This window comes from Butyrivibrio sp. AD3002 (assembly GCF_000420905.1).
Classification (GTDB): Bacteria; Bacillota; Clostridia; order Lachnospirales; family Lachnospiraceae; genus Butyrivibrio.
In genome coordinates this window covers 75,304-98,563 of the sequence record NZ_ATVV01000007.1, presented here as the reverse complement: position 1 = coordinate 98,563, position 23,260 = coordinate 75,304, and the positions used below count along the sequence as shown (strand labels likewise).

Sequence of the window (23,260 nt, the reverse complement as noted above, 5' to 3'; positions counted from 1 at the left end):
TTTACATCCCCTGATACATGCTGAACATCGCCAAATAAATTGCAATTACAATAAAGCCTGCAACAATTGCTATAAATATCAAAAGCGCCGGTTCAAGCATTGCTATGGCTTTTGTAACTGCCTGTTCAAGTTCACTGTCGTAATAGGCAGCAACGATGTCCATGGTGTGCTTCATCTCTCCGGTCTCTTCACCGACTCCCACCATGTCAGTCAGAATATCTGGCATTACCTGCGTCTCTCTCATCGAATCGACAACGGTTCGTCCCTCTTCTATCTTCGAAACCATTCCGGCAACTTTTTCCTTATATACTTCATTGGTCATAACCCTTGAAGTAATACTGACTGCCTTTGTCATCGGAAGTCCGGATCCGATCATGGTAGCCATTGTATTGGCAAACAGGCTTGCTGCGTTCAACTCTGCTATATTTCCGAAAACCGGAAGCTTTAGCTGGAGCTTTGAAATATTCATCGCACCTGCCGGAGTCTTTTTATACATAACATAGCCAACTATGATTATGCCGATAATTGCAGCAATAATAAGAATATTCCTGCTGAAAAAATTGGATATTCCGATCAGCATTCTGGTCGGAAGAGGGAGCTGTCCCCCTATCTCATCAAAGATTGCCGTAAATGTCGGAACAACCTTTACCATGAGGATTATTACAACTACAATCGCAACCAGGAGCACAAACATGGGATAAGTCATAGCACTTCTAACCTTAGCCCCCATCTTTGTCTGCTTATCGAAATGTTTAAAAATCGACTCAAAAGCTCCTGCCAGATCTCCGGCTTCCTCACCTGCCTTGATTGTTTCGCAGAATGTCGGAGGAAGTGCTCCCTCTCCGTGATCATCGAAAGAGGATGACAACGCACGTCCGGCCTCCACATCCTCAAAAACATTCATAAGAAGTCTTTTCAGGAATTTGTTCGTGGTCTTATCGCCGATAAGCTTTACCGCTCTGGCAATCGGAATTCCCGCAGTAAGGATTGTGGCAAACTGACTGCACATCAGGGTGAATGCTTTAGGGTCGATTTTTGACCCACCTATGTCCGCATTTAGAAAAGCAGGCATTTTAAGACTGCTCCCCTGAACCTCTTTTACGGAAAGCACCGCTTTATACTGTTGTCTGATCTTGGCTGTTGCTTCAAGCTGGTCTATGGCTTCGAGCATTCCAGTGACCTTTTCGCCTGAAGTAGAGAGCGCTGTGTATTTGTAGCTGTTCATGAGTCCCCCTGTTACATCATGTTCCTACTTACAAAATCCTTGTTAACTGCATAATGCAAAGCATTCTCTCTGGATATAAGTCCGTTTCTTACAAGCATTACTATGGACTGATCCATAGTCTGTCCGCCGATTTCCGCACTTGTTGCTACAGCATTGGCAATCTGCGGTGTATTTCCGGTTCTGATAAGATTCCTTATCGCATCCGTTACTATCATATATTCTGCAGCCAGTGCCCTTCCGCCATCCTTTTTCTGAATGAGCTGCTGGGTAAGTACTGCCTGAAGAACCATTGATAACTGCAATCTGATCTGCTGCTGCGCTGCTTCCGGGAATACCTGCACCATTCTGTCTATAGAATCTGCCGCACTTCCTGTATGAAGTGTTCCGAATACAAGATGTCCGGTCTCAGCTGCTGTAATAGCAGTCTCGATGGTATCCCTGTCACGCATCTCACCGATAAGAATTACGTTGGGGTCTTCACGAAGGGAAGCTCTAAGTCCCATCGCAAAGCTCTGTGTATCTTTTCCGACTTCGCGCTGATTGATTGCGCAAAGATCAGGTGTATACATGTACTCTACAGGATCTTCCAGAGTTACGATGTGTCGTTTGTAATGATGATTGATGTTGTCCAATATAGCTGCAAGTGTTGTTGATTTACCGGACCCGGTCTCACCGGTTACAAGCACTATTCCTTTATGGAGCTTTGGTAGATCAAGAACGCCTATGGGAAGTCCCAATGTGGATAGCTCCGGAATACGTTCAGCCAGAATTCTAAGCGCCAGTGAAGGAACTCCCTGTTGCTTGAACAAATGAAGTCTGCATCTGCTGTCAGCAAAAGTATCCGCTGCATCAAGCTCACCGGTCTCCATCAGTTCGTTAAAAGCTTCATCCGTCTTTGCAAGCTGCTTGGCGAGACTGATACATTCTTCCTTAGTTACGGGCATATCCTCCATGTTTTCGAGGTCACCGCTTTTTCTGTACTTTGGCGGAAGGCCACAGATAATATGAATATCGGATGCACCTTCGGCTTTAGCTTTTGCTACTAATTCATCAATACTTCTCATATTAAATCCTCAATCGCTTTCATTAGTCACTCTCATAACTTCATAGGCTGTGGTTACGCCCTCGAGCACCAGCTTAATGCCGGCCTCCTTAAGTGATACGAAATCACTGCCTTCCTTCTTAAGTTCCTGTTCAATGGCAGAGCGTCCTGCCTTTTTATAGATCAGGTCTCTGATTTCGGGGGTTACCATCATGATTTCAAATATGGCAATTCGTCCCGAATAGCCGGTATTGAAGCAGTGCTGACAACCTCTTCCGAATTTAAACTTTGTTCCGGGCTGAATCTTTATTCCGAGCTTGTCAATCTCATCCTGCTGGGGTTCGTATTCCTCTGCGCAGTAGGGACATACTCTCCTGACAAGTCTCTGCGAGATTACACCTCGAAGTGTTGCTGAAATAAGATAAGGTTCTACACCAATATCCTCAAGTCTGTCAATTGCACCAATTGCGTCATTGGTGTGAATTGTACTCATAACAAAACGTCCGGTAAGCGCTGCTCTAAGGCATATCTCTGCTGTCTCTCCGTCACGTATCTCACCTACTGATACGATATCCGGGTCCTGACGGAGAATCGCTCTAAGACCATTTGCGAAAGTCATGTTCGTCTTTGTATTAACCTGTACCTGATTCAATCCGTCAAGGTTATACTCGATAGGATCCTCAAGCGTTACCAGATTGACATCCCTGGTGTTAAGCTCATTGAGCATAGCGTACATGGTTGTTGTCTTACCTGAACCGGTAGGACCTACGAGAAGCATTACACCATTCTTGTAGTGAATGAGCTTTTCGTATTTCTCCATGTCATCCGCACGAAGTCCCAGCATTTCCTTATCAATTTCGGTATTGGATTTATCAAGAAGACGACATACTATTTTTTCACCCCAGGCGATAGGAAGGGTAGATACACGCATGTCGATACTCTTACCGAGAACACTTACCGCAAAACGTCCGTCCTGCGGAATTCTCTTCTCTGCAACATCCATACCGGACATTGTCTTGATACGGGCAATTACTGCAGCAGTGATATCCTTCGGAACCTTAAGAATGTCCCTCAGAACACCGTCGATACGCATACGAACGTCCATATCCTGTTCTCTTGGTTCAAAATGGATATCTGATGCGTGCTCAGAAACGGCACGCTCTATAATAGAATTAACCAGCCTTATTGTAGGCGCACTATCACCATCTCCGCTGATAGTATTCGATGTTATTACGAAATCAAAATTGGAGAGCGAGGTATCGGCAGCCTTTTCCGATTCATTAAGTCCAAGCTCCTTTTTATAATCGGCAATGGCCTGTTTCGCATTCTCATTGCCATACAGCGTATTTATTGCACGCTCCACCGCCACATTTGTGGCAATAAGCGGAACAATCTTAAGATTAGAGGCTTTTCTGACCTCATCAAGCGCATAGAAATTCAGGGGATCATCCATTGCTACCAAAAGTGAATCCCCCTGCTGACGAACAGGAACCAAGTGATTTTGCTTGGCAGTATTTTTCTGCACAAGCTTAGTAAGTTCCTGGGGTATATTAACCTTGGCAAGGTCTATATAATCAACCTCCAGCTGAACGGCAAGCGTTTTTGCCATGTCCTCCGGAGACACAATTCTGTTATTTATAAGGACTTCGCCAAGCTTTTCATGGGTTTGCTTCTGCATATCAAGAGCAAACTGCAATTCCTTGTCGTTAATCAGACCACGCTCTATAAGCAGGTCACCTATTCTCTTCTTTGGCATGTTTCCCCCTACATAGAAACCGGTTCACATCGTTTACGGAGTTACCCATTTTGACGAAACGGTCTCATCATTGCCTATAGTTATCAGCAGATACTTACCCCTGTTCTTTTTTGAGGATCCGTATGGCTCTACTGTGCTTTTTGCCATTGTCGGATCTACAAAGGTTTTGTTTTCCGCATCATACACCACTTGTGTGATGAGATCATTTTGCATATATTCGAGACGCGCCTCGTGCTCAGCTGTAATAACCAGCTGTTCATCCACATCCTCAAGTGCGCTTTCGGTACTACGGCCGAGCTTTATAAAAACGATTATTGCTATCAGACAGACAGCAATAACAGCGACCAGCACCACCATTCTCGATATTCCTCTTTGATTTTTAATTATATCCATATAAAAATACCTTTAATCTATGGAAATCCTAAAAACACAAAGCTTATGTTATGCCTTTATATTCAAAATGATTATGTGAATTTAATTAATAGACACTTCACCATCAGCACCGCATGAAACGGACCAACTTCCCGAAGTCTTCGCGCCGGGAGCAGTAATGCCGCTTGGCCATGCAATGTCTGACTGCCAGCCGTCTTTTTTCTGCTGTACAGGCATAGTTTTTGCAGCTACAGGATTTCCCGTCTCGAGGTACTCAGCGACGACCTCTGCATAAAGAGCTCTTATATTCGCTGCATCCGTAGCTTCTCTTGCTTTCTCCAGCTGATTGGTAAATGTAGGAATTGCGATTGCAACCAGAACTGCTATAATAGCAACTACAATCAGAAGTTCAGCTAGTGTGAATCCCTTTCTCTGTCTAAGTCTCTCCCTCATCTGTCTAATCATTTCAGTTCTCCTTCTCATAAGTGGATAAAACAATGAAATAATATTTCAGTATAATTATTTTACGCCTATGCATTCCCCGATTCAAGAAAGCTTGGGCTTATTTTTCTAAAAATCCTATAAATTCTCGAAATTGTTTAGCAAAAAAGTATAATTATTCTCATTCTCATAAATTTTAATAAGTATATTTATGCATAAAAAATCCGGCAGCCGCTTAACCGGCTGCCGGAACTTTTTCTTCTAAAAGTTATGTCTGATGAAGTATTACTGAGCTGCTTTTCTTGCATCGAGCATAGGCTGATACTTTTCTGTATCAAAAGCTACAAGATCGTCAAATCCAAGACCTGTCAGCTGGTTGACCATCTCATCCCACTGTGCATCGAAATCAGCATCATCCTTTGCGAATACCATTCTCCAGGAAGAATCCTTGATAACATCGCCGCACTGCTTACGGATAAGGCTGATGTCTGTAGTATCGATTGCAAGAGCGATATTGATTGAAGGAACTACTGTCATCATACCATTGTTCTTGAGATACTCAACATCGTCAGCTGCGCCAAACTTCTCTGACCACTCCTTGGTTGTCTTTGTCTGGTTCATCTCGATTGTTGTTGACCACATATCAGAAGCATAAGGCTCGCCTGTCTCAGGGTTAACATCACAGGATGCTACGATCCACTGGTTGATCTGGTTGTTACCGTCGTTCCAGTTTCCGCCGCCCATTTCCTCGGGAACGAGTACTTCTGCTGAGAATCTGTTAAGACCATCCTCTGTAAGTGTGTACTTGCCATCTTCGATTGTGTAAGTAAGACCTTCTGTACCTGCATGCTGGATCTGAACACCCTCGGGTGAAGCATACCAGTCAAGGAACTCCATAAGTCTGTCAAAGTTCTCGTCAGAAACCTGAGAACCTACGCAGAGAACACGTCCATCACCATAGTAGGTGTCAGATGCCTGGTAAAGGTTTGTGTCTGCTACAGGAATCTCAACATAGTTGGTTCCCTCTTCGCCTCTTGCAGGGCTGTTCCAGAAGCCATACTGCCAGCTGTACCAGTAGAGGTAAACTCTCTTATCCTGCATCTTGGAAACGATTGAGTTCCAGTCCTGAGTTGCGGAATCAGGATCAACAAGTCCCATCTGATTTGCCTGATAGAAGAACTTAAGCATCTTGTAGTAAGCGCCATCCTTATCTGTGATAGGAGCTATGCTGTTGTCTGTACCGATAAGAACGGAACCGTTAACTTCCTGTCCATACCACTTTGTAAGCTGAGCAACGTTCTCCATGTACTGAGAATCCCAATCCTTCCACATGCTGATTGCATATGCGGGATCGCCGTTCTCGTTTGTCGGATGAGCATCCTGGATCTTCTTTAAGCAATCAAGAAGGTCATCAAGATTCTTAAGCTCGGGAGCACCAACTTCGTTGTACATATCCCATCCCATACGAGGATAAGAATAAACGTGAAGCTGCTTGTAATCTGTAGGTCCATTGTTGTTCATTTCAAGCGGGATACAATAAATCTTGGATCCGTCGCCAACCTGTGAGTTGAAGTCTTTGATCTGCTTCTCATACTTCATAAGGTTAGGATACTTTGAAAGTGCATCTGTAAGGTCATGGATAAGTCCTGACTCTACGCACTCTGCTGCATCTGCGTTATCAAGAATGATGAGATCACCAAGTGCGCCAGCTGCACATCTTGTCTGATAAAGAGCAGCTCCGTCACCTGATACCTGAGGTGCGATGATGTTAAGATCCATGTTGAACTTGTCCTTAACGATCTTGCCGTACCATCCGGGCTGAACACCCTGGAAGTTAGCTGCTACATTGTAGAAGTCTACAGTGTAGGTCTCGTCATGGTTTGCTGCGGGAGCTGCTTCAGCAGTATCGCCTGCCTCTGTGCTCTCACCTGCATCAGTAGCCTCAGCAGCGTCTGAGCCGCCTGCTTCTGTGCTTGTCTCTGCACCGCCTGCACTGCCGGTATCTGTGCTACCGCCTGTGCTTCCACCGCCGCATCCGGCGAGCATACTTACTGTAAGCATTGCAGTAAGTGCCAGAGATGAAAGTTTTTTCAGTTTCATAATTTTTTCCTCCTTCACTTTTTTCATAAAGTTTTATCTATACCCCCATGGGAGATATTTTCGAAACCCTCATCCGTCAGCTTCGCTGACACCTTCTCCCAAAGGGAGAAGGCATATTACATTAGCCCTTCACAGCTCCTATCATAATTCCCTTTACGAAATACTTTTGGAAGATCGGGTATACGAGCATGATCGGAAGTACTACGATAACTGTAATTGTCATACGCACACTGGTTGTGGTCTGTGCAGTAGCTGCAGCAGCTGCAAGTGATGCTGTACTCGATGTGCTCTGAGCCAGCGATGCAAGTGAGCTCGCCTGATTCAGGTACTGATAGAGCACAAACTGCAAAGGATACAGCTTGGTATCTGTCATGAGGAGCAGTGTATCCTGGAAAGCGTTCCACTGGCTTACTGCTGAGAAAATTGCAACCGTTGCCATGATGGGCTTGATTACGGGAATGATGACTCTGAAGAATACGGTGAGCACTCCCGCACCATCCATCTCAGCTGCTTCCTGTAGTTCCTTCGGAACCGACTCAACAAAGGTCTTTGTAAGAATCAGATTAAAGGGCGATACAATCGCGGGAAGGATGTATCCGAGGAAGTTATTTGTAAGGTGCATCTGCTTCATAACAAGGTACCAGGGTATGATACCTGCATTGAAATACATAGTAGCAACCACAAATCTGTACCAGATTTTTCTTGCCCACATTTTTTCCTGGGTGAACATAAATCCCAGAAAAGCAGAAGCAAAAACAGTAAGGCCGGTACCGAGAACTGTTCTCATAAGCGAAATCTTGAAAGCCTGAGGCAGTCCTTCAATTCTGAATGCGGATATGTAGTTGTGGAAGTGAATGCTCTGTGGAAGGAAAAGTACATCACCTCTCGCACTTATATCATTCGCACTTATTGTATTGATTACGATGTAATAAAAAGGATACAGGCAAAGGAATGCAGCTATTGCAAAAATTATGTAGCATACAATCTCTACCGCTCTGTCTCCGGCACTTACATGCATCTTACTCTTCTGCTGAGGAATTTCTTTCTTTTTATCTGTCATCTTATTCACCAATCCTGTCATTGTATGTGTGATAGCCATCTTCCACCTCCGATCACAGGATGCTCTCGCCGCGAATTGTCTTGGAAGCTCTGTTAACTATGAAAAGAAGCACAAGGCTGACAAGACTCTTCAGCATACTGATTGCAACCGATACGGAGTAGCCACCACTACCCATTGCCATGTTATACACGTACAGGTCGAGAACCTGGATGTAATCCTTGTTAAACGCGTTCTGGAATACGTAGTACTGCTCCATTCCGTTATTCAGGAAGTTTGCAACGTTCAGAACCAGAAGAACAAAGTATGTCGGCAACAGACTCGGGATTGTAATATGCCAGATAATCTGCATTCTGGTCGCACCGTCAACTCTTGCGGCCTGAATCATCTCATCGTCAATACTCGAAATTGCCGCGATGTACATAATTGCCGCCCAGCCCAGGTTTTTCCAGGTAAGCCATAACCACTGTGTGAACCACACATGCTCTGATGACTGAAGGAAAAGTATCGGAGTACTGATGACACCCATTTTCATAAGAAGGGAATTCATCATACCTGTACTGTTAAATAATGAAAATGCGATGGAATATACCATAACCCAGCTGACAAAGTTAGGAAGTGTTGTGACTGTCTGTACAAACTTTCTGAACTTCACGCCCCTGATCTCATTGAGAAATACTGCGAACAGCATGGGGAGCCAGCTCGTTCCGAGCGTAAGTCCGCTCATTGCAAAGGTATTTTTCAGAACCTGAATGATCTGTTTGATCTTTACATCACTGCTTACAAGAGATTTAAACCACTTAAAGCCTACAAACGCACTGTTTGCCAAAGTCTTCGGCGGTTTGTAATCATAGAATGCGTAGAGCCATCCATACAGCGGGTAATAACAAAAGAGCATAACCAGCACTATAAACGGCAGCACCATCAAAAATAACTTTAATGAATAAGCTTTTTTCTTAGTCAACTTGCACCTCCACCCAAATCATCTTCTACATACAGATTTTCTTATTTCCATCGAACACGGTATCCTTACAACCTTAGGCTCCGCAGGTAATTCTTCAGGCTGATCATTCTCAAGCATATCTATCAGCAAATCTGCGCTTATCCTTCCTATCTCCGCAAGCGGGAGTGTCGTAGTTGTAAGCGGCGGATAGAAGTATTCCGAAATACTCTCGTTATCAAAACCGGCAACTGCAATCTCTTTTCCTATCTGAAGTCCGCACTCGATAAGATAATCATAAATTCCACCGGTCATCTTATCCGAAATACCAAAAAATGCTGTCACTCCCTGAGGAAGAAGTGTCTTAGCACCCTCGTACCCCGACTCTCTGCTCCAATCTCCGTAATACACAAGATTCGGATCAAAAAGAATGCCGTTTTCAAAAAGTGCTCTCTGATATCCCAATAGTCTCTGAGCTGTATGTATATTTTCAGCCCTTCCTCCAACGAATCCGATGCGCTTATGCCCGTTCTTTACAAGGTAAGATGTTACTTCATAGGCGCTTTTCTCATCCTCGATAACCACCGACGGGATTGCCGGTGAATTCGACAGTGAGTAGCACATGACTGTAGGAAGATTAAAATTATCTTTGTAAAAATTGATAATTCTTGTATGTCCCGCAAGGTAAATCACGCCTTCAGCCCTGGCCGAAAGAACATCCTGCAACACCGGATCCAGAACAGAATGATAATCTTTATCCTGGTCATACCAGGTATCCTGCCATCTGTCATAGAGACGAAGGTTATGAACGTATACATGGTAATCATGTTTTTCACACTGTTCCATTATGCTCTCGATTATCGGGGGAGACGTGAACTGTGCTATATCCTCGGTAACAATCGAGATTATTTTCGTACGATTGGTCCGGAGTCCTTTTGCCATGTAGTTTGGTTTATAACCTGTTTCCTCGATAACCTGTAAGATACGCTTCCTGGTTGCTTCACTCGTCTTCGCTTTACCGTTTATAACATTTGATACCGTGGCCGCCGAAACATTGCATATTTCTGCGACTTCTTTGAGAGTTACCATTTGAGCTCCAGTCAATATTGTTTGGGTTATTTGACGAAAACTTTTTAAGTAAATCGTTTAACTACAGGATAATTTTATTAACTTTTTTAACTTATGTCAACTACAACATTTGGTAATATGTATAAAATTATTGCTCTTTTTCATAATTTGTTGTGCATATTATTGACAATCCGCTCTGTTAATCGTAACATAAAAAAAATTAAGTTTAACGTTTAATCAAACACATTATTGGAGGAAAAAGGAATGATTTATTATGTTGACGCATCCGCTTTCCGCGACGGCGATGGAAGCGAAAAAAGGCCCTTCAGACATATAAACGATGCAGCAAAGATTGCTGTAGCAGGAGATGAGATACTTGTCAAACCCGGTATCTACAGAGAGCAGGTCATCCCTCAGAACAAAGGAGAAAAGGATGCCCGGATTACTTATCGCTCCACCGAGCCTCTGGGAGCAGTGATCACCGGTGCGGAACCACTTACAGGCTGGAAGAAGGTAAAGGGAAATGTATGGAGCGCAAGAATAAATAATACCATTTTTGGAGATTATAACCCTTATATAGAGAGGGTTTACGGTGACTGGTATTTCTCACCCAAGATCCGTCATACAGGCTCCATTTTCCTTAATGACGTAATGATGCACGAGACAGACTCTCTAAAGGAGTGCGAGAAAGCCGAAGCCAATCCCTTTGCCTGGAACCAGGAGGAGGCATCATTTCTCTGGTACACAGAGCAGGATGGCGATGATACAGTTATCTATGCCAATTTTCATAAGCTTGATCCTAATAAAGAAAAGACCGAAATCGTTGTCAGAAGAAACTGCTTCATGCCTGACAAAAACCATGTGGATTATATAACCGTCAGCGGCTTTAACATCAACAAAGCAGCTACCACCTGGGCTCCGCCTGCAGCTTACCAGGATGGTATGATAGGCCCTCACTGGAGCAAGGGCTGGATAATCGAGGACTGCGAAATCTGGGGGAGCCGATGCTGCGGTATCTCTCTCGGAAAATATCTCGATCCCGAAAACGACATGTACTTCACCAAGAATCATGTAAAGAGTCCCACTCAGATGGAGCGTGACGCCGTTTGCCGCGGCCAGTTCCATGGATGGCTCAAGGAAAAAATCGGCCACCATATCATAAGACGCTGCCACATTCACCACTGCGAACAGACCGGTATCGTCGGCCGTATGGGCGGAGTATTCTCCACCATCGAGGATTGCCACATCCACCACGTATGCAATTCACAGCAGCTTGGTGGCGCGGAAACCGCAGGAATAAAGCTCCATGCTGCCATTGATGTGACTATAAGACGAAACCATATCCACAATTGTATTATGGGTGTTTGGCTTGACTGGCAGGCTCAGGGTGCCAGAGTAACCCAGAACTTCATGCATGACAACTGCCGTCCGGAAGGTCTTGGGCAGGCTCCCGGTGCCATGTTCAACACAGATGTCTTTATTGAGGTGGGTCACGGTCCTACTCTTATTGATAACAATATCCTCCTCTCGCCAGTTGCCATAACAATTCCGAGTGAAGGTATTGCTGTAATCCACAATCTGATACTTGGCGGCTTTTCACTTATTAACTCAGGTGTGGACAGCATTGTTTCAGGGCAGAGAGAGCCTCGCTACACACCTTACCACATCCGTCACCGCACCGAGGTTGCCGGCTTCATGACGATTCTCCACGGCGATGACAGAATTTACAACAACATCTTCCTGCAGCAGTACAAGATTCATGATAAAAAGAAGACCGCTGCGGATGCCGACTACGAGGCAGTTGGAACAGCACCTTTTGACATCTTCCCGACCTACGAGGACTGGATGGATCAGTTTGATTTTGAGAAGCATCCCGACATGGGTGGACTTGCAGAAGCGCACTTTGGCCATCTTCCTGTTTGGATTGACGGCAACGCATACTTCGGTGGCGCGAATGTTTACAAGAAGGAAAAGAACAAGCTTGTAGATAAGAAGTCCAAAGTGTCCGTTTCAGTAGTGGAGAAAAAGGGCAGCTGGTATATTAAGTCAGATCTCTTCGGAAAGCTCGGAGATTTCTCCTGCAATATTCTTACTACCGAAGCACTCGGAAAAGCTTTTGAGCCTGAACAGTACTTCGAAAATCCGGATGGATCTCCGATCACCTTCGACAAGGATTACTTCGGAGCACACAGGGATCCTGCCACCATCCCCGGTCCGTTTGCGGCTTTTGATAGTAAAGAAATTAAAGTATTCTAAATAATTAAAAGGACAAGCCCCGGGTGATATATCTCAATACAAACCGATTCTTGCGTTCTTTGCAATGAGGTTTGTAGAGAGATATATTACCCGGGGCGTTTTTTATTCTATACAGCTAAATGCAGCAACTGCGTTGCTATAGTGAAATACGCCAGTAGTGAGATCGCATCCACAATTGTTGTGATCATAGGTGATGCCATTACTGCGGGGTCGAAGCCAAGCTTGTCTGCGCACATAGGGAGAAGACAGCCGATACTCTTTGCAATAATTACTACAATAACAAGTGTCAGGCAGACAACTGCAGCTACAGGGATTGCAAGTCTGTCTATGACAAGTAGCTTAACAAAGTTTGCAACTGAAAGCGTAACGCCGCAAAGTACCGCAACTCTAGCTTCCTTCCACCAAACCTTGAAGAGGTCCGCAAATTCTATCTCTCCAAGCGACAAGCTACGAATAATTGATACGCTCGCCTGCGAACCGGCATTACCACCCGTATCCATCAGCATAGGTATGTAGGCTGTAAGTACCACATAAGCGGATAACGCATCCGAGAACTTTGTAATTATAGCTCCCGTGAAGGTTGCACTTATCATCAAAAACAGAAGCCATGGCATTCTGTTTTTATATACATCCAAAATACCGATACGCGAATATGGCTTATCGGAAGGGATGATAGCTGCCATCTTCTCGATATCCTCGGTAGCCTCTTCTTCAATGATGTCGACAACGTCATCGATGGTGATGATACCGATCATTCTGTTCTCGTTATCAACCACGGGCATCACTGTGAAGTCGTACTTCTTGAACATGTTGGCAGCTTCTTCCTGGTCAGTCATAGTGTTGATACTAATGACATGGGTATTCATGATGTCGCCGATTTTTTCATCGTCGTCCTTAATAAGCAGATAGCGAAGGGCTACGGTACCGACCAGTATTCTCTGATTCGTAACAACATAACAGGTATTTACTGTCTCCGAATCAAGACCGATTTTCTTAATTCTGGCAATAGCCTGTTCAACCGTCATGTATTCCTTGAGGTCAACATACTCCACTGTCATTATGGAGCCCGCGGAATCCTCAGGGTATCTGAGCAGATGGTTTATATCCGCTCTTGTATCAGGTCTTGCGTTCGCAAGAATCTTCTTTACAATACTTGCAGGCATCTCTTCCAAAAGGTCTGTCGCATCATCGGCCATCAGGTTATCGATGATGTTACCGGCTTCCTTATCGGACAGAGATTGAATAATGTACTGCTGATCCTCAATTTCGAGGTTGGCAAATACGTCCGCAGCCATGTCCTTTGGCAGGATGCGGAACATTTTTAATGAGTCTTCATTTTCCATGTCGTCCATGATAGCAGCGATATCCGCAGTATTCATCTCAGCAAAAGTCTGACGAAGCTTGGTATACTGCTTGCTCTCAAGGAGTTCACGGATTACGTCAATGATTGTATTTTCTTCCATGGGAATCTCCTTTCGGTGTGGTTTTTTATTAAGTTTGTACTTCGAGGCAGAGGATTATCGCTACTTACATGTTTAATCTTCTTCATAAAACCACCACCTTTCCTTTGGAGATTTCCCGAATTTGCGGGATTTGTCTTTAAGAAACTTTTAGAACAACCTTTAGTTTATCACATTTTTTATTCTTTTCCAATAAAACAAGCGCCCCGGACATATATATCCGGGGCGCCGTACTCATTCGAATATTACATGGATTCGTGGCAAGTTCTGTTAATTACGTCCATCTGCTGCTCACGAGTGAGGTCGATGAACTTAACTGCGTAACCTGATACACGGATTGTGAAGTTAGCATACTCAGGCTTTTCAGGATGCTCCATAGCGTCCTTGAGCTTCTCAACACCAAATACGTTAACGTTGAGGTGGTGTGCTCCCTGATCGAAGTAACCGTCCATTACGTTTACAAGTCTGTCTGCACGCTCATCGTCGTCGTGACCAAGTGCACCGGGATTGATGGTCTGTGTATTTGAGATACCATCAAGCGCATACTCGTAAGGAAGCTTTGCTACTGAGTTAAGTGAAGCAAGGAGTCCGCTCTGCTCTGCGCCGTAAGCCGGGTTAGCACCGGGTGCAAAAGGAGCAAATGCAGGTCTTCCATCCGGAAGAGCACCTGTAGCCTTACCGTAAACAACGTTTGAAGTAATTGTAAGGATAGATGTTGTAGGCTCTGAGTTTCTGTATGTGTGGTTCTTCTTAACCTTCTTGAGGAAAGTCTTGAGGAGCCATACAGCGATCTCGTCTGCTCTCTCATCGTCGTTACCGTACTTCGGAAAATCTCCCTCGATCTTGTAATCTACAACAAGACCTGACTCATCTCTTACAGTCTTAACCTTTGCATACTTGATAGCGCAAAGTGAGTCAACTACGTGTGAGAAGCCTGCGATACCTGTAGCGAATGTACGACGTACATCTGTATCGATAAGAGCCATCTCAGCTGCTTCATAATAGTACTTATCATGCATATACTGGATAAGATTGAGGATATTTACATAGAGGCTTGCAAGCCAATCCATCATCTTATCGTACTTCTTCATAACCTCATCATAATCAAGGTACTCAGATGTGATAGGTGCATATTCAGGACCTACCTGCATGTGGTTACCCTGCTTGTCAAGGAACTTCTCATCCTTACCGCCGTTGATAGCGTAAAGAAGACACTTAGCAAGGTTAGCTCTTGCTCCGAAGAACTGCATCTCCTTACCTGTCTGAGTAGCTGATACACAGCAGCAAATGCTGTAATCATCACCCCATACAGGACGCATAACATCATCGTTCTCGTACTGGATAGAAGATGTTGTAACTGAAATCTTAGCAGCATACTTCTTGAAGTTCCTGGGAAGTCTGCTTGAATAGAGAACTGTAAGGTTGGGCTCAGGTGAAGGTCCCATGTTCTCAAGTGTGTGAAGGAATCTGTAGTCGTTCTTTGTAACCATGTGACGACCGTCCATTCCCAGTCCGCCAACCTCAAGTGTTGCCCAAACCGGATCTCCTGAGAAGAGCTGGTTGTAGCTGGGGATACGAGCAAACTTAACCATACGGCACTTCATAACAAGATGGTCGATAAGCTCCTGAGCCTCAGACTCAGTAAGTGTACCCTCCTTAAGGTCTCTCTCAATATAAATATCAAGGAATGTAGAAACACGTCCAACTGACATTGCAGCACCGTTCTGTGTCTTGATAGCTGCAAGGTATCCGAAGTATAACCACTGAACTGCTTCTCTTGCATTGTTAGCAGGCTGTGAAATATCGAATCCGTAAACAGCTGCCATCTCCTTCATTCCGCGAAGAGCTCTCATTTGCTCTGCGATCTCTTCTCTCTGACGGATAACATCATCAGTCATAACGCCGCATCCGCAAAGTGAGAAGTCTTCCTTCTTCTGCTCGATAAGGAAGTCGATACCGTAAAGTGCCACTCTTCTGTAGTCACCGACGATACGTCCGCGGCCGTATGTATCCGGAAGTCCTGTAACGATGTGGCTGTGACGAGCTGCCATCATCTCAGGTGTATATGCATCAAAAACTGCCTGATTGTGTGTCTTGTGATACTCAGTAAAAATCTTGTGGAATTTCTCATTTACCTTGAAGCCATAGGTATCAGCAGCCTGCTCAGCCATTTTGATACCGCCGTAAGGCATGAATGCTCTCTTAAGAGGCTTGTCAGTCTGAAGACCTACAACAGTCTCAAGATCCTTCATGGACTCGTCGATATAGCCGGGGCCATATGCTGTAAGACCTGATACAACCTCTGTCTCGCACTCGAGAACGCCACCGTTAGCACGCTCCTCTTTCTGCAATTCCTGAAGTCTGCCCCAGAGCTTATCTGTAGCCTCTGTAGCGTCTGCAAGGAAGCTCTCGTCTCCCTCATACATTGTATAGTTATTCTGGATAAAGTCTCTTAAGTTAACTTCATCAGTCCACTTATTGCCTTTAAATCCTCTCCACTGTTCTCTCATAATATCTGCTCCTCTCTTTCTTGAAAACCGATACCACCCTCTAAATCTATTGCAAGTTGCAAAAGCAACATAATAGGAAAGAATTGCATGCCAAAGTCAAAACCACCATATATTGTGTATTATAAATCATAAACCACAATATGTATATTTAAACTTTGACACCCGATTGGTATTTTTACACATACCGTTATATATTTCAACCTAAAACCGCGAAAAAAAGCCAAAGTTGATAACTTTTGTCAACTTTGGCAATTTTTTAACATATATTGTATTTCTATTGTGTATTTTTATCCCCTCATCCGGCGCTTCGCGCCACCTGTCTCCGCTCCGCTCCGGTCCGCGCAAAGCCGACGTCCCCCGGACGTCGTGCGCCCCCAAGGGGAAGGCGTAGATCATTCTCTTAGAATTCTAACCGCGTTCTCGATGCGATCGGGGCTTGGAGCTTCCACGCCTTCAAGCTGATAAGGGATTCCCAGTTCTTCCCATTTATACTGTCCAAGAGAATGGTACGGAAGAACATCTACTCTCTTAACATTTGTAAGCGTATCAAGGAATTCTCTCGTTCTTTTCAGATAATCGTCATTATCCGTGATTCCCGGAACAAGCACGTGTCTTATCCAGACAGGCTTACCTGTTTCCGAGAGATATCTTAGGCATTCAAGAATATTCTCATTTGATTTTCCCGTGAGTTTTATATGCTCTTCATTATCTATGTGCTTGATATCCACCAGGAGAAGATCGGTATACTCCAAGAGCTCCTTGAACTTCGAAAAAAATGGTTCCTCTTTGGTAAATGGCTGCGCAGCAGTATCAATGCAGGTATTTATTCCTCTTGCCTTTGCCTCTTTGAAAAGCTCCAGAAGAAAATCCAGCTGTAAAAGCGGCTCACCTCCACTGACTGTGATTCCGCCCTCATCTCCCCAGTAACCTTTATAGCGCTCAGCTTTATCCAGGATTTCAGTTGCCGTCCTCAGATCATTGGATTCCGGATTCCAGGTGTCCGCATTATGGCAATACTTACATCTAAGATTGCAGCCTTTTAAAAATATGATAAAACGAACCCCCGGTCCATCAACTGAACCGAAGGTTTCTATTGAATGAATTCGTCCTTGTGTCATTACTTCTTCCAGTCTTCAACCTGAGCGCTGAGCCACTCTGCAAACTTATCCACTCCCTCACCTGTCTTGGCGCAGATAGGAATAATCTCAGCCTTAGGATTTCTCATGTGAATGTATTCCTTACATTTCTCAAGATCAAAATCAAAGTAAGGAGCAACATCAATCTTGTTAATAAGAACAACATCGCAGATGCTGAACATAAGAGGATACTTAAGGGGCTTGTCGTGACCTTCCGGAACAGAAAGGATCATCGCATTCTTGGAAGCTCCTGTATCAAACTCTGCAGGACATACAAGATTTCCTACATTCTCTAAGATAGCAAGATCAACATCTCCCTCTACAAGGGCATCAAGGCCCTGTCTTGTCATATCAGCATCAAGATGGCACATACCGCCTGTGTGGAGCTGAATTGCTTTTACTCCGGTCTCTGCAATCTTCTTGGTATCAACATCGGAATCGATATCAGCTTCCATAACACCGATTTTATACTTGTCCTTAAGTGCATTGATTGTTGCCTTGAGAGTTGTGGTCTTTCCTGATCCCGGTGAAGACATAAGGTTCAAAAGGAAAATCCCTTTATCCTTAAGCTCTTTTCTAAGGAGATCTGCTCTCTCATCGTTACTCTCAAATACACTTCTTTTTAATTCAATAATTCTTGTACTCATTTTTATTCCTTTTCTTCTTTTACATCGTCTTCATTAACTTTTTCTTCTTTTGACTTCTCTTCTTTCGACTTCTTCGTTTTTTCTTTCTTATCTTTTTTATCCTTGGATTTACTCTTATCTTTTCCGGATTCTTTGTCCTTTGACTTCTCTTTGTCCTTGGGCTTGCCGGACAGCTTATCCTTAACCTTTTCGGACAGCTTATCCTTCTTGACGCCTGCTGCCGCAAGAGCCTCATCTATGATCTCTTCGTCCTCAGACTTCATGATATCCACAAGTACTGCATGGTTTTCAGCGAATGAAGGATCTATTTCATCCTCATCCTCGAAGCCCTTCTTCATAGCGGGAAGTCTGTACTTTCTCTCATATAGATCAACGGCTTTCTCAAATTCCTGATTCTTCTCTTCCTTGAGGTGTTCGATATACTCATGTGTATCAAACATTCCCTCGCTGACTTCAAGGAGACATACGGCAATATTACTGCAGTGATCCGCAATACGCTCATAGTCCGTACCTAGCTCGGACAAACTAAAGCCCATATCTATAGTACACTTTCCTTTGCGAAGACGTCTTACATGTCTCCTCTTAACTTCCATATTCAGTCCGTCAATTACTTCCTCAAGAGGCTCAACCGACTGTGCAAGCTTGAGATCCTGATTCTGGAAAGATGTAAAGGACAGGTCAACAATCTCCCTTACAGCATTGGAGAATATCCTGATCTCCTCGCTGGCCTTTGATGAAAAATGTTCCTTCTTTTCATTCATATTGCGGGCTATCTGCGCAATATTTAAAGTATGATCGCTTATTCTCTCAAAATCCGTTATGCAGTGAAGAATAATGGACAGAAGCCTTGAATCCATCTCGGCCAGATGGTGGTTATTTATCTGCATAAGATATGTACCAAGCTGATCCTCGTAGCGGTCAACCTTTTCCTCAAGTCGTCTGACCTCATCCGCAACCTCAGGGTTGTAGTTCTCAAGAAGCGGTATAGCTTTTTCCAGACCCTCTCTCGCAAATTCTGCCATATCCATGGCAACCTGCTTACTCTGCTCCAATGCAAAGGGCGGATTCGTAAGGAATCGGGGATCCAACTTGGTGATTCCCTGCATCTCCTCCTGCTCCTCTCTCTCCTTGTCATCTATCGGAATAGAGGCATATGCCATCTTCACAAGAAGTCCTGCAAACGGAAGCATAAGCGGAGTAGCCACCAGGTTGATCAGCGTATGAATAGAAGCTATTCCAACCATGCCCGCTGTACGATCCATAAACGCAAAGTGAACAAACGAATGAATAATATAGAAAATAATCATAAAAGAACCGGCTTTTATGATGTTGAAATACAAATGCATAAGAGCCGTTCTCTTACCGTTCTTGTTAGCTCCCAGTGATGACAGAATAGCTGTAATACAGGTTCCCACTTCTGCACCTACTACAACGGGAAGAGCCACGCTGTACGGAATATGCACCGACGCGGCGAGAGCCTGCATGATACCGATGGTCCCGGCGGAGCTTTGAATTACCATAGTGAAAAATACACCGACCAAAAATCCGATGAAAGGATTGCTGAAAGTCATGAGTACGCTCTGGAATCCCGCATTGTTTTTAAGCGGAGAAACAGCATCGGACATCATGCTCATTCCGAACATCAGCACAGAAAAGCCGATGAGAACAAGACCTATGTTGTTCTTCTTATCGCTCTTGGAAAACATATAAAGAACGATACCGATAATAGCCAAAAATGGGGTAAACGATGTGGGTTTTAACAGATTGATAAGAAAGTTATCACTGCTTATGGCATTCAAGCTGAGCAGCCATGCCGTAAATGTTGTACCCAGATTCGCACCGAGTATAACATTGACCGCTTCCTTTAGTGTCATGATTCCGGAGTTAACGAGACCGACAACCATAACCGTTGAAGCTGATGAAGACTGAACCAGTGCAGTGACTCCCACACCAAACAGATATGCAATGACAGGATGGCTTGTCACCTTACTGAGGGCCGCCTCAAGTTTACCGCCGGCCGCCTTGGTAAGCCCACCGCTCATTACATTCATACCATACATAAACAGAGCCAGTCCTCCGAGCAGCCCTGCAATTAACGAAAACAAATCCATAGAACTCATCCATACCTCCTATACATCCTGGGTACTACGTAATTTTTATCCCTTTTCTTCAAATGTATGGTAACTGAAAAAAATTCAAATAGCAAGCACCATTCTTATATATTTACCGAACTGAGCCCTTGACGGAGCCACTTTTACCCCATCATGGTACTCCTCCCCATAAATATTCTCTTCTATTTCAACCTCTTCTTTTTTCTCAAAGCCGAGCTTTTCGCAAAGATGTATGGAAACAAGATTTTCAGCCTTCACGAAAGCAATTATCCTTTCAAACAAAAGAACTTCCCTTCCGTATTTCAGGATTGCCTCGCACACTTCATAAGCATAGCCCTGTCTCTGATAATCCGTACCAATGAGGAACCCCAGCTCCACGTCATCAAAGCCGTTCCTGACACTGAAGCCCGCTCTGCCTATTATTTTGCCGTCTTCCTTTCTCACAACCGTCCAGGTTCCGAATCCCAAAAGGCCGTACACCTTTTCTATATAATCCGCCTGATATTTCTTTTCGTCCTCGGGATTTTTGAAAAGCCCCTCCATATATCTTGTCATCTCGGGATTGGCATATATCTCGTAAAAAGCGTCCACATCCTCGACAGTGGTCTCTCTGATGATGCATCTCTTCGTTTCGAGTATTGTCCACGGAATACGCGCATATCTCTGATAGGCCTTCTCATAAGAATCAAAGCCGACTTCATCAATATCCGTAAACACATATTTTAAGCCCGGAAAACCTTCACCGGGATTCTCCTCATGCTGCAAACCCACAACATAGGCTCCGCTTCCAAGGAGTATCTCCGAGAGTTCCGAGGAGTCCGACAAAAACAGGATATCCTTAAGGGAATGCTCTGAATCGTTTTCCATTATTCCGAGAAGAAGCCCCTCCTTTGTCATTATCTCAGGCTCAGGATATACTATCTGGCAGCGAATCCCCTCATCCTCAAGATAATCAGCGGCGCTTCTTATCTTCTCGCTTATACTTACATCTGTATGATATTTTAAGCAAAAAATGATTTCCCTAAGCAACTTTTCTATACCTCATCTATATTGTATAATTAATCGCACATTTCTACCACGAAAAACCAAAAAGGAGAGAAAAATGGCTGATACAAAAAATCCTATCGTAACTATTACCATGAAAGGCGGCGATGTGATCAAAGCCGAGCTTTATCCTGAAATTGCCCCCAACACAGTAAATAATTTCATTTCACTTATTAACCACAATTTCTATGACGGTGTTATCTTCCACCGCGTGATCAAAGGTTTCATGCTTCAGGGCGGAGATCCCGAAGGAACAGGTATGGGCGGCCCGGGTTACTCTATCAAGGGTGAATTTTCACAGAACGGCTTTAAGAATGATCTTCTTCATACAGAAGGTGTTCTTTCCATGGCGCGTACACAGATACCTGATTCCGCAGGCTCACAGTTTTTTATCATGCACAAGAACGCTCCTCACCTGGACGGCGCATATGCTGCATTCGGAAAAGTTATCGAGGGAATGGATGTCGTAAACAAGATTGCCGAGACCGAGACTGACTGGATGGACAGACCTACAACAGATCAGGTTATGGAAAAAGTAACAGTAGAAACCTTTGGTGTGGATTATCCTGAGCCGGAGACATTATAAAGAGCCCCATAAAAGGGAGGAAGCCAAGGAAACTTTTGTTTCCTTGGCTTATTATGAAAAAGTTATTTTTTAATTGGTATTGCCTTTCTTCATCTGACATCTTTAGTATACATAAAAGAAATGTCCAAGAAATAATCTGGCGTTAATAGTCTTTAAACGTTTTATGAACAAAAAATGAACGGGCAAATTCCTTACCCGTTCGCAGAAACAATCACTAATTCTTATTTGGCACCATGATTTTCAGTGCCTTATTCTCATTTTTAATATCAACATAGGTATGCTCTCCGCCAAACTCACCATCTCTTGTCCAGGCTATACTCTCCTTGGATTCCAAGACAAGATGGCTCGTCTTAAAGCAGTACATCTGCTCCGTATCTATATCACGGTTTAACAGGGCTGCCATGAGATTACTCATATCAAGCATATTGTCGGGGAATTTTACCAGAGTAACTTCGAAAACGCCATCATCAAGCTTTATATGCTTCCCGGTAATATCCTTAAATCCTCCTACCGAAATGGAATTGGTCACCATTCCGAATACAAAATCATCCTCTATGACCATGTCATCCGTCGTAACCTTCATATGATATGAACGGATCTCCGAAAGCCTTTTGGCACCCTCAAATATATACGCCATATGTCCGAGAACATTTTTTATATCCTGTTTGGTTAAATAGGATACATCCGTAAATAATCCGAACGCAGCTATGTACACAAAGGTTTCACCATTCATAACTCCGATATCACAGGCATATTCCCTGCCGGTGACAATAGCCTCGGCAGATGCATGCATAGCAGCCGGAATCCCAAGGCTCATTGCAAAATCGTTTGTCGATCCTGCAGGAACATATCCTATGGGCACACGAGTCTTAGACATCCACATGCCGCTGACAACTTCATCGAGCGTGCCGTCTCCTCCGCTGCAGGTGACAATGTCAAATCCCCTATCTCTGTTTTTAACAGCCTCTATTGCGTCACCCTGCTCCTGCGTAGGATGAACCGTCACTTCGTATCCGGCCTTTGCAAATATATCAATTATGTCCAGCAGATTACTTCTGATACGCTCTTTGCCTGCTTTGGGATTGTAGACAAAAAGCATCTTTTTTTTGTTCATACTGCCTCCACTTATGTTTATAAGTAAACCCCGATTACATTCATTATAATGAATATAACCGGGGCTTTCCATAGGATTCAAACAATATTATCTTATGAGAGCTGTAAATTTCCCATAAGGAAACTTTCCATTCCTGCAACTGCATCTGCCTCATCAGAGCCATCAGCAATCACTGTAACCTCTTCACCTGAATTAAGGTTAAGTGTCATCATGCCCATGATACTCTTGGCATTCACCTTCTTGGACTGTGCCTCGATGTGAAGTGTGCTGTCGTAGCGGCTTGCAAGCTGAACCAACTCGGCAACGGGACGTGCCTCAAGTCCACCCGGAAGCTTGATCTCGATAGATTTTGTTGTCATAATTTCCTCCTCTTAACTGCAAAGAACGCAGCTTCG

At 44.1% G+C, this 23,260-nt stretch carries 19 protein-coding genes; 2 read left to right on the top strand and 17 right to left on the bottom strand.

All coding sequences use genetic code 11. The annotated features are described in order from the left end of the window. Position 1: 1 nt before the first annotated feature. The 9 genes from G596_RS0106965 to G596_RS0106925 all read right to left on the bottom strand — a co-directional run bounded on the left by G596_RS0106965 (position 2) and on the right by G596_RS0106925 (position 10,022). Positions 2 to 1,225 carry a type II secretion system F family protein gene (locus G596_RS0106965; protein ID WP_022761120.1) on the bottom strand — a complete coding sequence of 408 codons (1,224 nt, stop codon included), beginning with the start codon at positions 1,223 to 1,225 and terminating at the stop codon, positions 2 to 4. A gap of 11 nt (positions 1,226 to 1,236) precedes the next feature. After that, on the bottom strand, positions 1,237 to 2,289 hold the full coding sequence (locus G596_RS0106960) for a type IV pilus twitching motility protein PilT (protein WP_022761119.1): 1,053 nt from the start codon (positions 2,287 to 2,289) through the stop codon (positions 1,237 to 1,239). Positions 2,290 to 2,298: 9 nt separating this feature from the next. Further along, positions 2,299 to 4,023: a GspE/PulE family protein gene (locus tag G596_RS0106955; RefSeq protein WP_022761118.1), complete on the bottom strand. Its 1,725-nt coding sequence runs from the start codon at positions 4,021 to 4,023 to the stop codon at positions 2,299 to 2,301. 33 nt (positions 4,024 to 4,056) lie between these two features. Next, positions 4,057 to 4,416: a hypothetical protein gene (locus G596_RS0106950; RefSeq protein WP_139176218.1), complete on the bottom strand. Its 360-nt coding sequence runs from the start codon at positions 4,414 to 4,416 to the stop codon at positions 4,057 to 4,059. 81 nt (positions 4,417 to 4,497) lie between these two features. After that, the gene (locus G596_RS23635) at positions 4,498 to 4,860 is read right to left on the bottom strand and encodes a competence type IV pilus major pilin ComGC (protein WP_022761116.1); all 363 of its coding nucleotides are present in this window, start codon (positions 4,858 to 4,860) and stop codon (positions 4,498 to 4,500) included. Positions 4,861 to 5,121: 261 nt separating this feature from the next. Further along, positions 5,122 to 6,936 (bottom strand): sugar ABC transporter substrate-binding protein, encoded by a 1,815-nt coding sequence (locus G596_RS0106940; RefSeq protein WP_022761115.1) that lies wholly within the window; start codon positions 6,934 to 6,936, stop codon positions 5,122 to 5,124. 121 nt (positions 6,937 to 7,057) lie between these two features. Then, positions 7,058 to 7,996, bottom strand: coding sequence for a carbohydrate ABC transporter permease (locus G596_RS0106935; RefSeq protein ID WP_044928151.1), 939 nt, complete (start codon positions 7,994 to 7,996; stop codon positions 7,058 to 7,060). Positions 7,997 to 8,048: 52 nt separating this feature from the next. Next, positions 8,049 to 8,957, bottom strand: coding sequence for an ABC transporter permease subunit (locus G596_RS0106930; RefSeq protein WP_022761113.1), 909 nt, complete (start codon positions 8,955 to 8,957; stop codon positions 8,049 to 8,051). Between the two features lie 18 nt (positions 8,958 to 8,975). Continuing rightward, positions 8,976 to 10,022, bottom strand: coding sequence for a LacI family DNA-binding transcriptional regulator (locus tag G596_RS0106925; RefSeq protein WP_022761112.1), 1,047 nt, complete (start codon positions 10,020 to 10,022; stop codon positions 8,976 to 8,978). A 243-nt stretch (positions 10,023 to 10,265) separates the two neighbouring features. On the opposite strand from G596_RS0106925, the gene G596_RS0106920 reads away from it, so the two are divergent. Further along, complete coding sequence (locus tag G596_RS0106920) at positions 10,266 to 12,257, top strand: right-handed parallel beta-helix repeat-containing protein (RefSeq protein WP_022761111.1); 1,992 nt, start codon at positions 10,266 to 10,268, stop codon at positions 12,255 to 12,257. 107 nt (positions 12,258 to 12,364) lie between these two features. Here the strand turns inward: G596_RS0106920 and mgtE are convergent, their stop codons facing one another. The 6 genes from mgtE to G596_RS23630 form a co-directional block, all read right to left on the bottom strand. Continuing rightward, on the bottom strand, positions 12,365 to 13,720 hold the full coding sequence (mgtE, locus tag G596_RS0106915) for a magnesium transporter (RefSeq protein WP_022761110.1): 1,356 nt from the start codon (positions 13,718 to 13,720) through the stop codon (positions 12,365 to 12,367). A 242-nt stretch (positions 13,721 to 13,962) separates the two neighbouring features. Continuing rightward, complete coding sequence (gene pflB / locus G596_RS0106910; RefSeq protein WP_022761109.1) at positions 13,963 to 16,227, bottom strand: formate C-acetyltransferase; 2,265 nt, start codon at positions 16,225 to 16,227, stop codon at positions 13,963 to 13,965. A gap of 392 nt (positions 16,228 to 16,619) precedes the next feature. Further along, entirely contained in the window at positions 16,620 to 17,345 is a 726-nt protein-coding gene (gene pflA / locus G596_RS0106900; protein ID WP_022761107.1) for a pyruvate formate-lyase-activating protein, read from the bottom strand. Beyond that, complete coding sequence (hypB, locus tag G596_RS0106895) at positions 17,345 to 18,010, bottom strand: hydrogenase nickel incorporation protein HypB (protein WP_022761106.1); 666 nt, start codon at positions 18,008 to 18,010, stop codon at positions 17,345 to 17,347. The genes pflA and hypB overlap by 1 nt, the downstream gene beginning before the upstream one ends. A 2-nt stretch (positions 18,011 to 18,012) precedes the next feature. Then, entirely contained in the window at positions 18,013 to 20,130 is a 2,118-nt protein-coding gene (locus tag G596_RS21320; protein WP_022761105.1) for a Na/Pi cotransporter family protein, read from the bottom strand. A gap of 75 nt (positions 20,131 to 20,205) precedes the next feature. Next, positions 20,206 to 21,150 (bottom strand): GNAT family N-acetyltransferase, encoded by a 945-nt coding sequence (locus tag G596_RS23630; protein ID WP_022761104.1) that lies wholly within the window; start codon positions 21,148 to 21,150, stop codon positions 20,206 to 20,208. Positions 21,151 to 21,223: 73 nt separating this feature from the next. On the opposite strand from G596_RS23630, the gene G596_RS0106880 reads away from it, so the two are divergent. Further along, the gene (locus tag G596_RS0106880) at positions 21,224 to 21,751 is read left to right on the top strand and encodes a peptidylprolyl isomerase (protein ID WP_022761103.1); all 528 of its coding nucleotides are present in this window, start codon (positions 21,224 to 21,226) and stop codon (positions 21,749 to 21,751) included. A gap of 214 nt (positions 21,752 to 21,965) precedes the next feature. Here the strand turns inward: G596_RS0106880 and G596_RS0106875 are convergent, their stop codons facing one another. Further along, on the bottom strand, positions 21,966 to 22,865 hold the full coding sequence (locus tag G596_RS0106875; RefSeq protein WP_022761102.1) for a diacylglycerol/lipid kinase family protein: 900 nt from the start codon (positions 22,863 to 22,865) through the stop codon (positions 21,966 to 21,968). Positions 22,866 to 22,957: 92 nt separating this feature from the next. Further along, positions 22,958 to 23,224 (bottom strand): HPr family phosphocarrier protein, encoded by a 267-nt coding sequence (locus G596_RS0106870; protein WP_022761101.1) that lies wholly within the window; start codon positions 23,222 to 23,224, stop codon positions 22,958 to 22,960. Between the last annotated feature and the right edge of the window lie 36 nt (positions 23,225 to 23,260).

Bases quoted from the DNA above. Each gene is read 5' to 3' on its own strand.
- G596_RS0106965 (WP_022761120.1), bottom strand. From the start codon at position 1,225: ATGAACAGCTACAAATACACAGCGCTCTCTACTTCAGGCGAAAAGGTC.
- G596_RS0106960 (WP_022761119.1), bottom strand. From the start codon at position 2,289: ATGAGAAGTATTGATGAATTAGTAGCAAAAGCTAAAGCCGAAGGTGCA.
- G596_RS0106955 (WP_022761118.1), bottom strand. From the start codon at position 4,023: ATGCCAAAGAAGAGAATAGGTGACCTGCTTATAGAGCGTGGTCTGATT.
- G596_RS0106950 (WP_139176218.1), bottom strand. From the start codon at position 4,416: ATGGATATAATTAAAAATCAAAGAGGAATATCGAGAATGGTGGTGCTG.
- G596_RS23635 (WP_022761116.1), bottom strand. From the start codon at position 4,860: ATGATTAGACAGATGAGGGAGAGACTTAGACAGAGAAAGGGATTCACA.
- G596_RS0106940 (WP_022761115.1), bottom strand. From the start codon at position 6,936: ATGAAACTGAAAAAACTTTCATCTCTGGCACTTACTGCAATGCTTACA.
- G596_RS0106935 (WP_044928151.1), bottom strand. From the start codon at position 7,996: ATGACAGATAAAAAGAAAGAAATTCCTCAGCAGAAGAGTAAGATGCAT.
- G596_RS0106925 (WP_022761112.1), bottom strand. From the start codon at position 10,022: ATGGTAACTCTCAAAGAAGTCGCAGAAATATGCAATGTTTCGGCGGCC.
- G596_RS0106920 (WP_022761111.1), top strand. From the start codon at position 10,266: ATGATTTATTATGTTGACGCATCCGCTTTCCGCGACGGCGATGGAAGC.
- mgtE (WP_022761110.1), bottom strand. From the start codon at position 13,720: ATGGAAGAAAATACAATCATTGACGTAATCCGTGAACTCCTTGAGAGC.
- pflB (WP_022761109.1), bottom strand. From the start codon at position 16,227: ATGAGAGAACAGTGGAGAGGATTTAAAGGCAATAAGTGGACTGATGAA.
- pflA (WP_022761107.1), bottom strand. From the start codon at position 17,345: ATGACACAAGGACGAATTCATTCAATAGAAACCTTCGGTTCAGTTGAT.
- hypB (WP_022761106.1), bottom strand. From the start codon at position 18,010: ATGAGTACAAGAATTATTGAATTAAAAAGAAGTGTATTTGAGAGTAAC.
- G596_RS21320 (WP_022761105.1), bottom strand. From the start codon at position 20,130: ATGAGTTCTATGGATTTGTTTTCGTTAATTGCAGGGCTGCTCGGAGGA.
- G596_RS0106880 (WP_022761103.1), top strand. From the start codon at position 21,224: ATGGCTGATACAAAAAATCCTATCGTAACTATTACCATGAAAGGCGGC.
- G596_RS0106875 (WP_022761102.1), bottom strand. From the start codon at position 22,865: ATGAACAAAAAAAAGATGCTTTTTGTCTACAATCCCAAAGCAGGCAAA.
- G596_RS0106870 (WP_022761101.1), bottom strand. From the start codon at position 23,224: ATGACAACAAAATCTATCGAGATCAAGCTTCCGGGTGGACTTGAGGCA.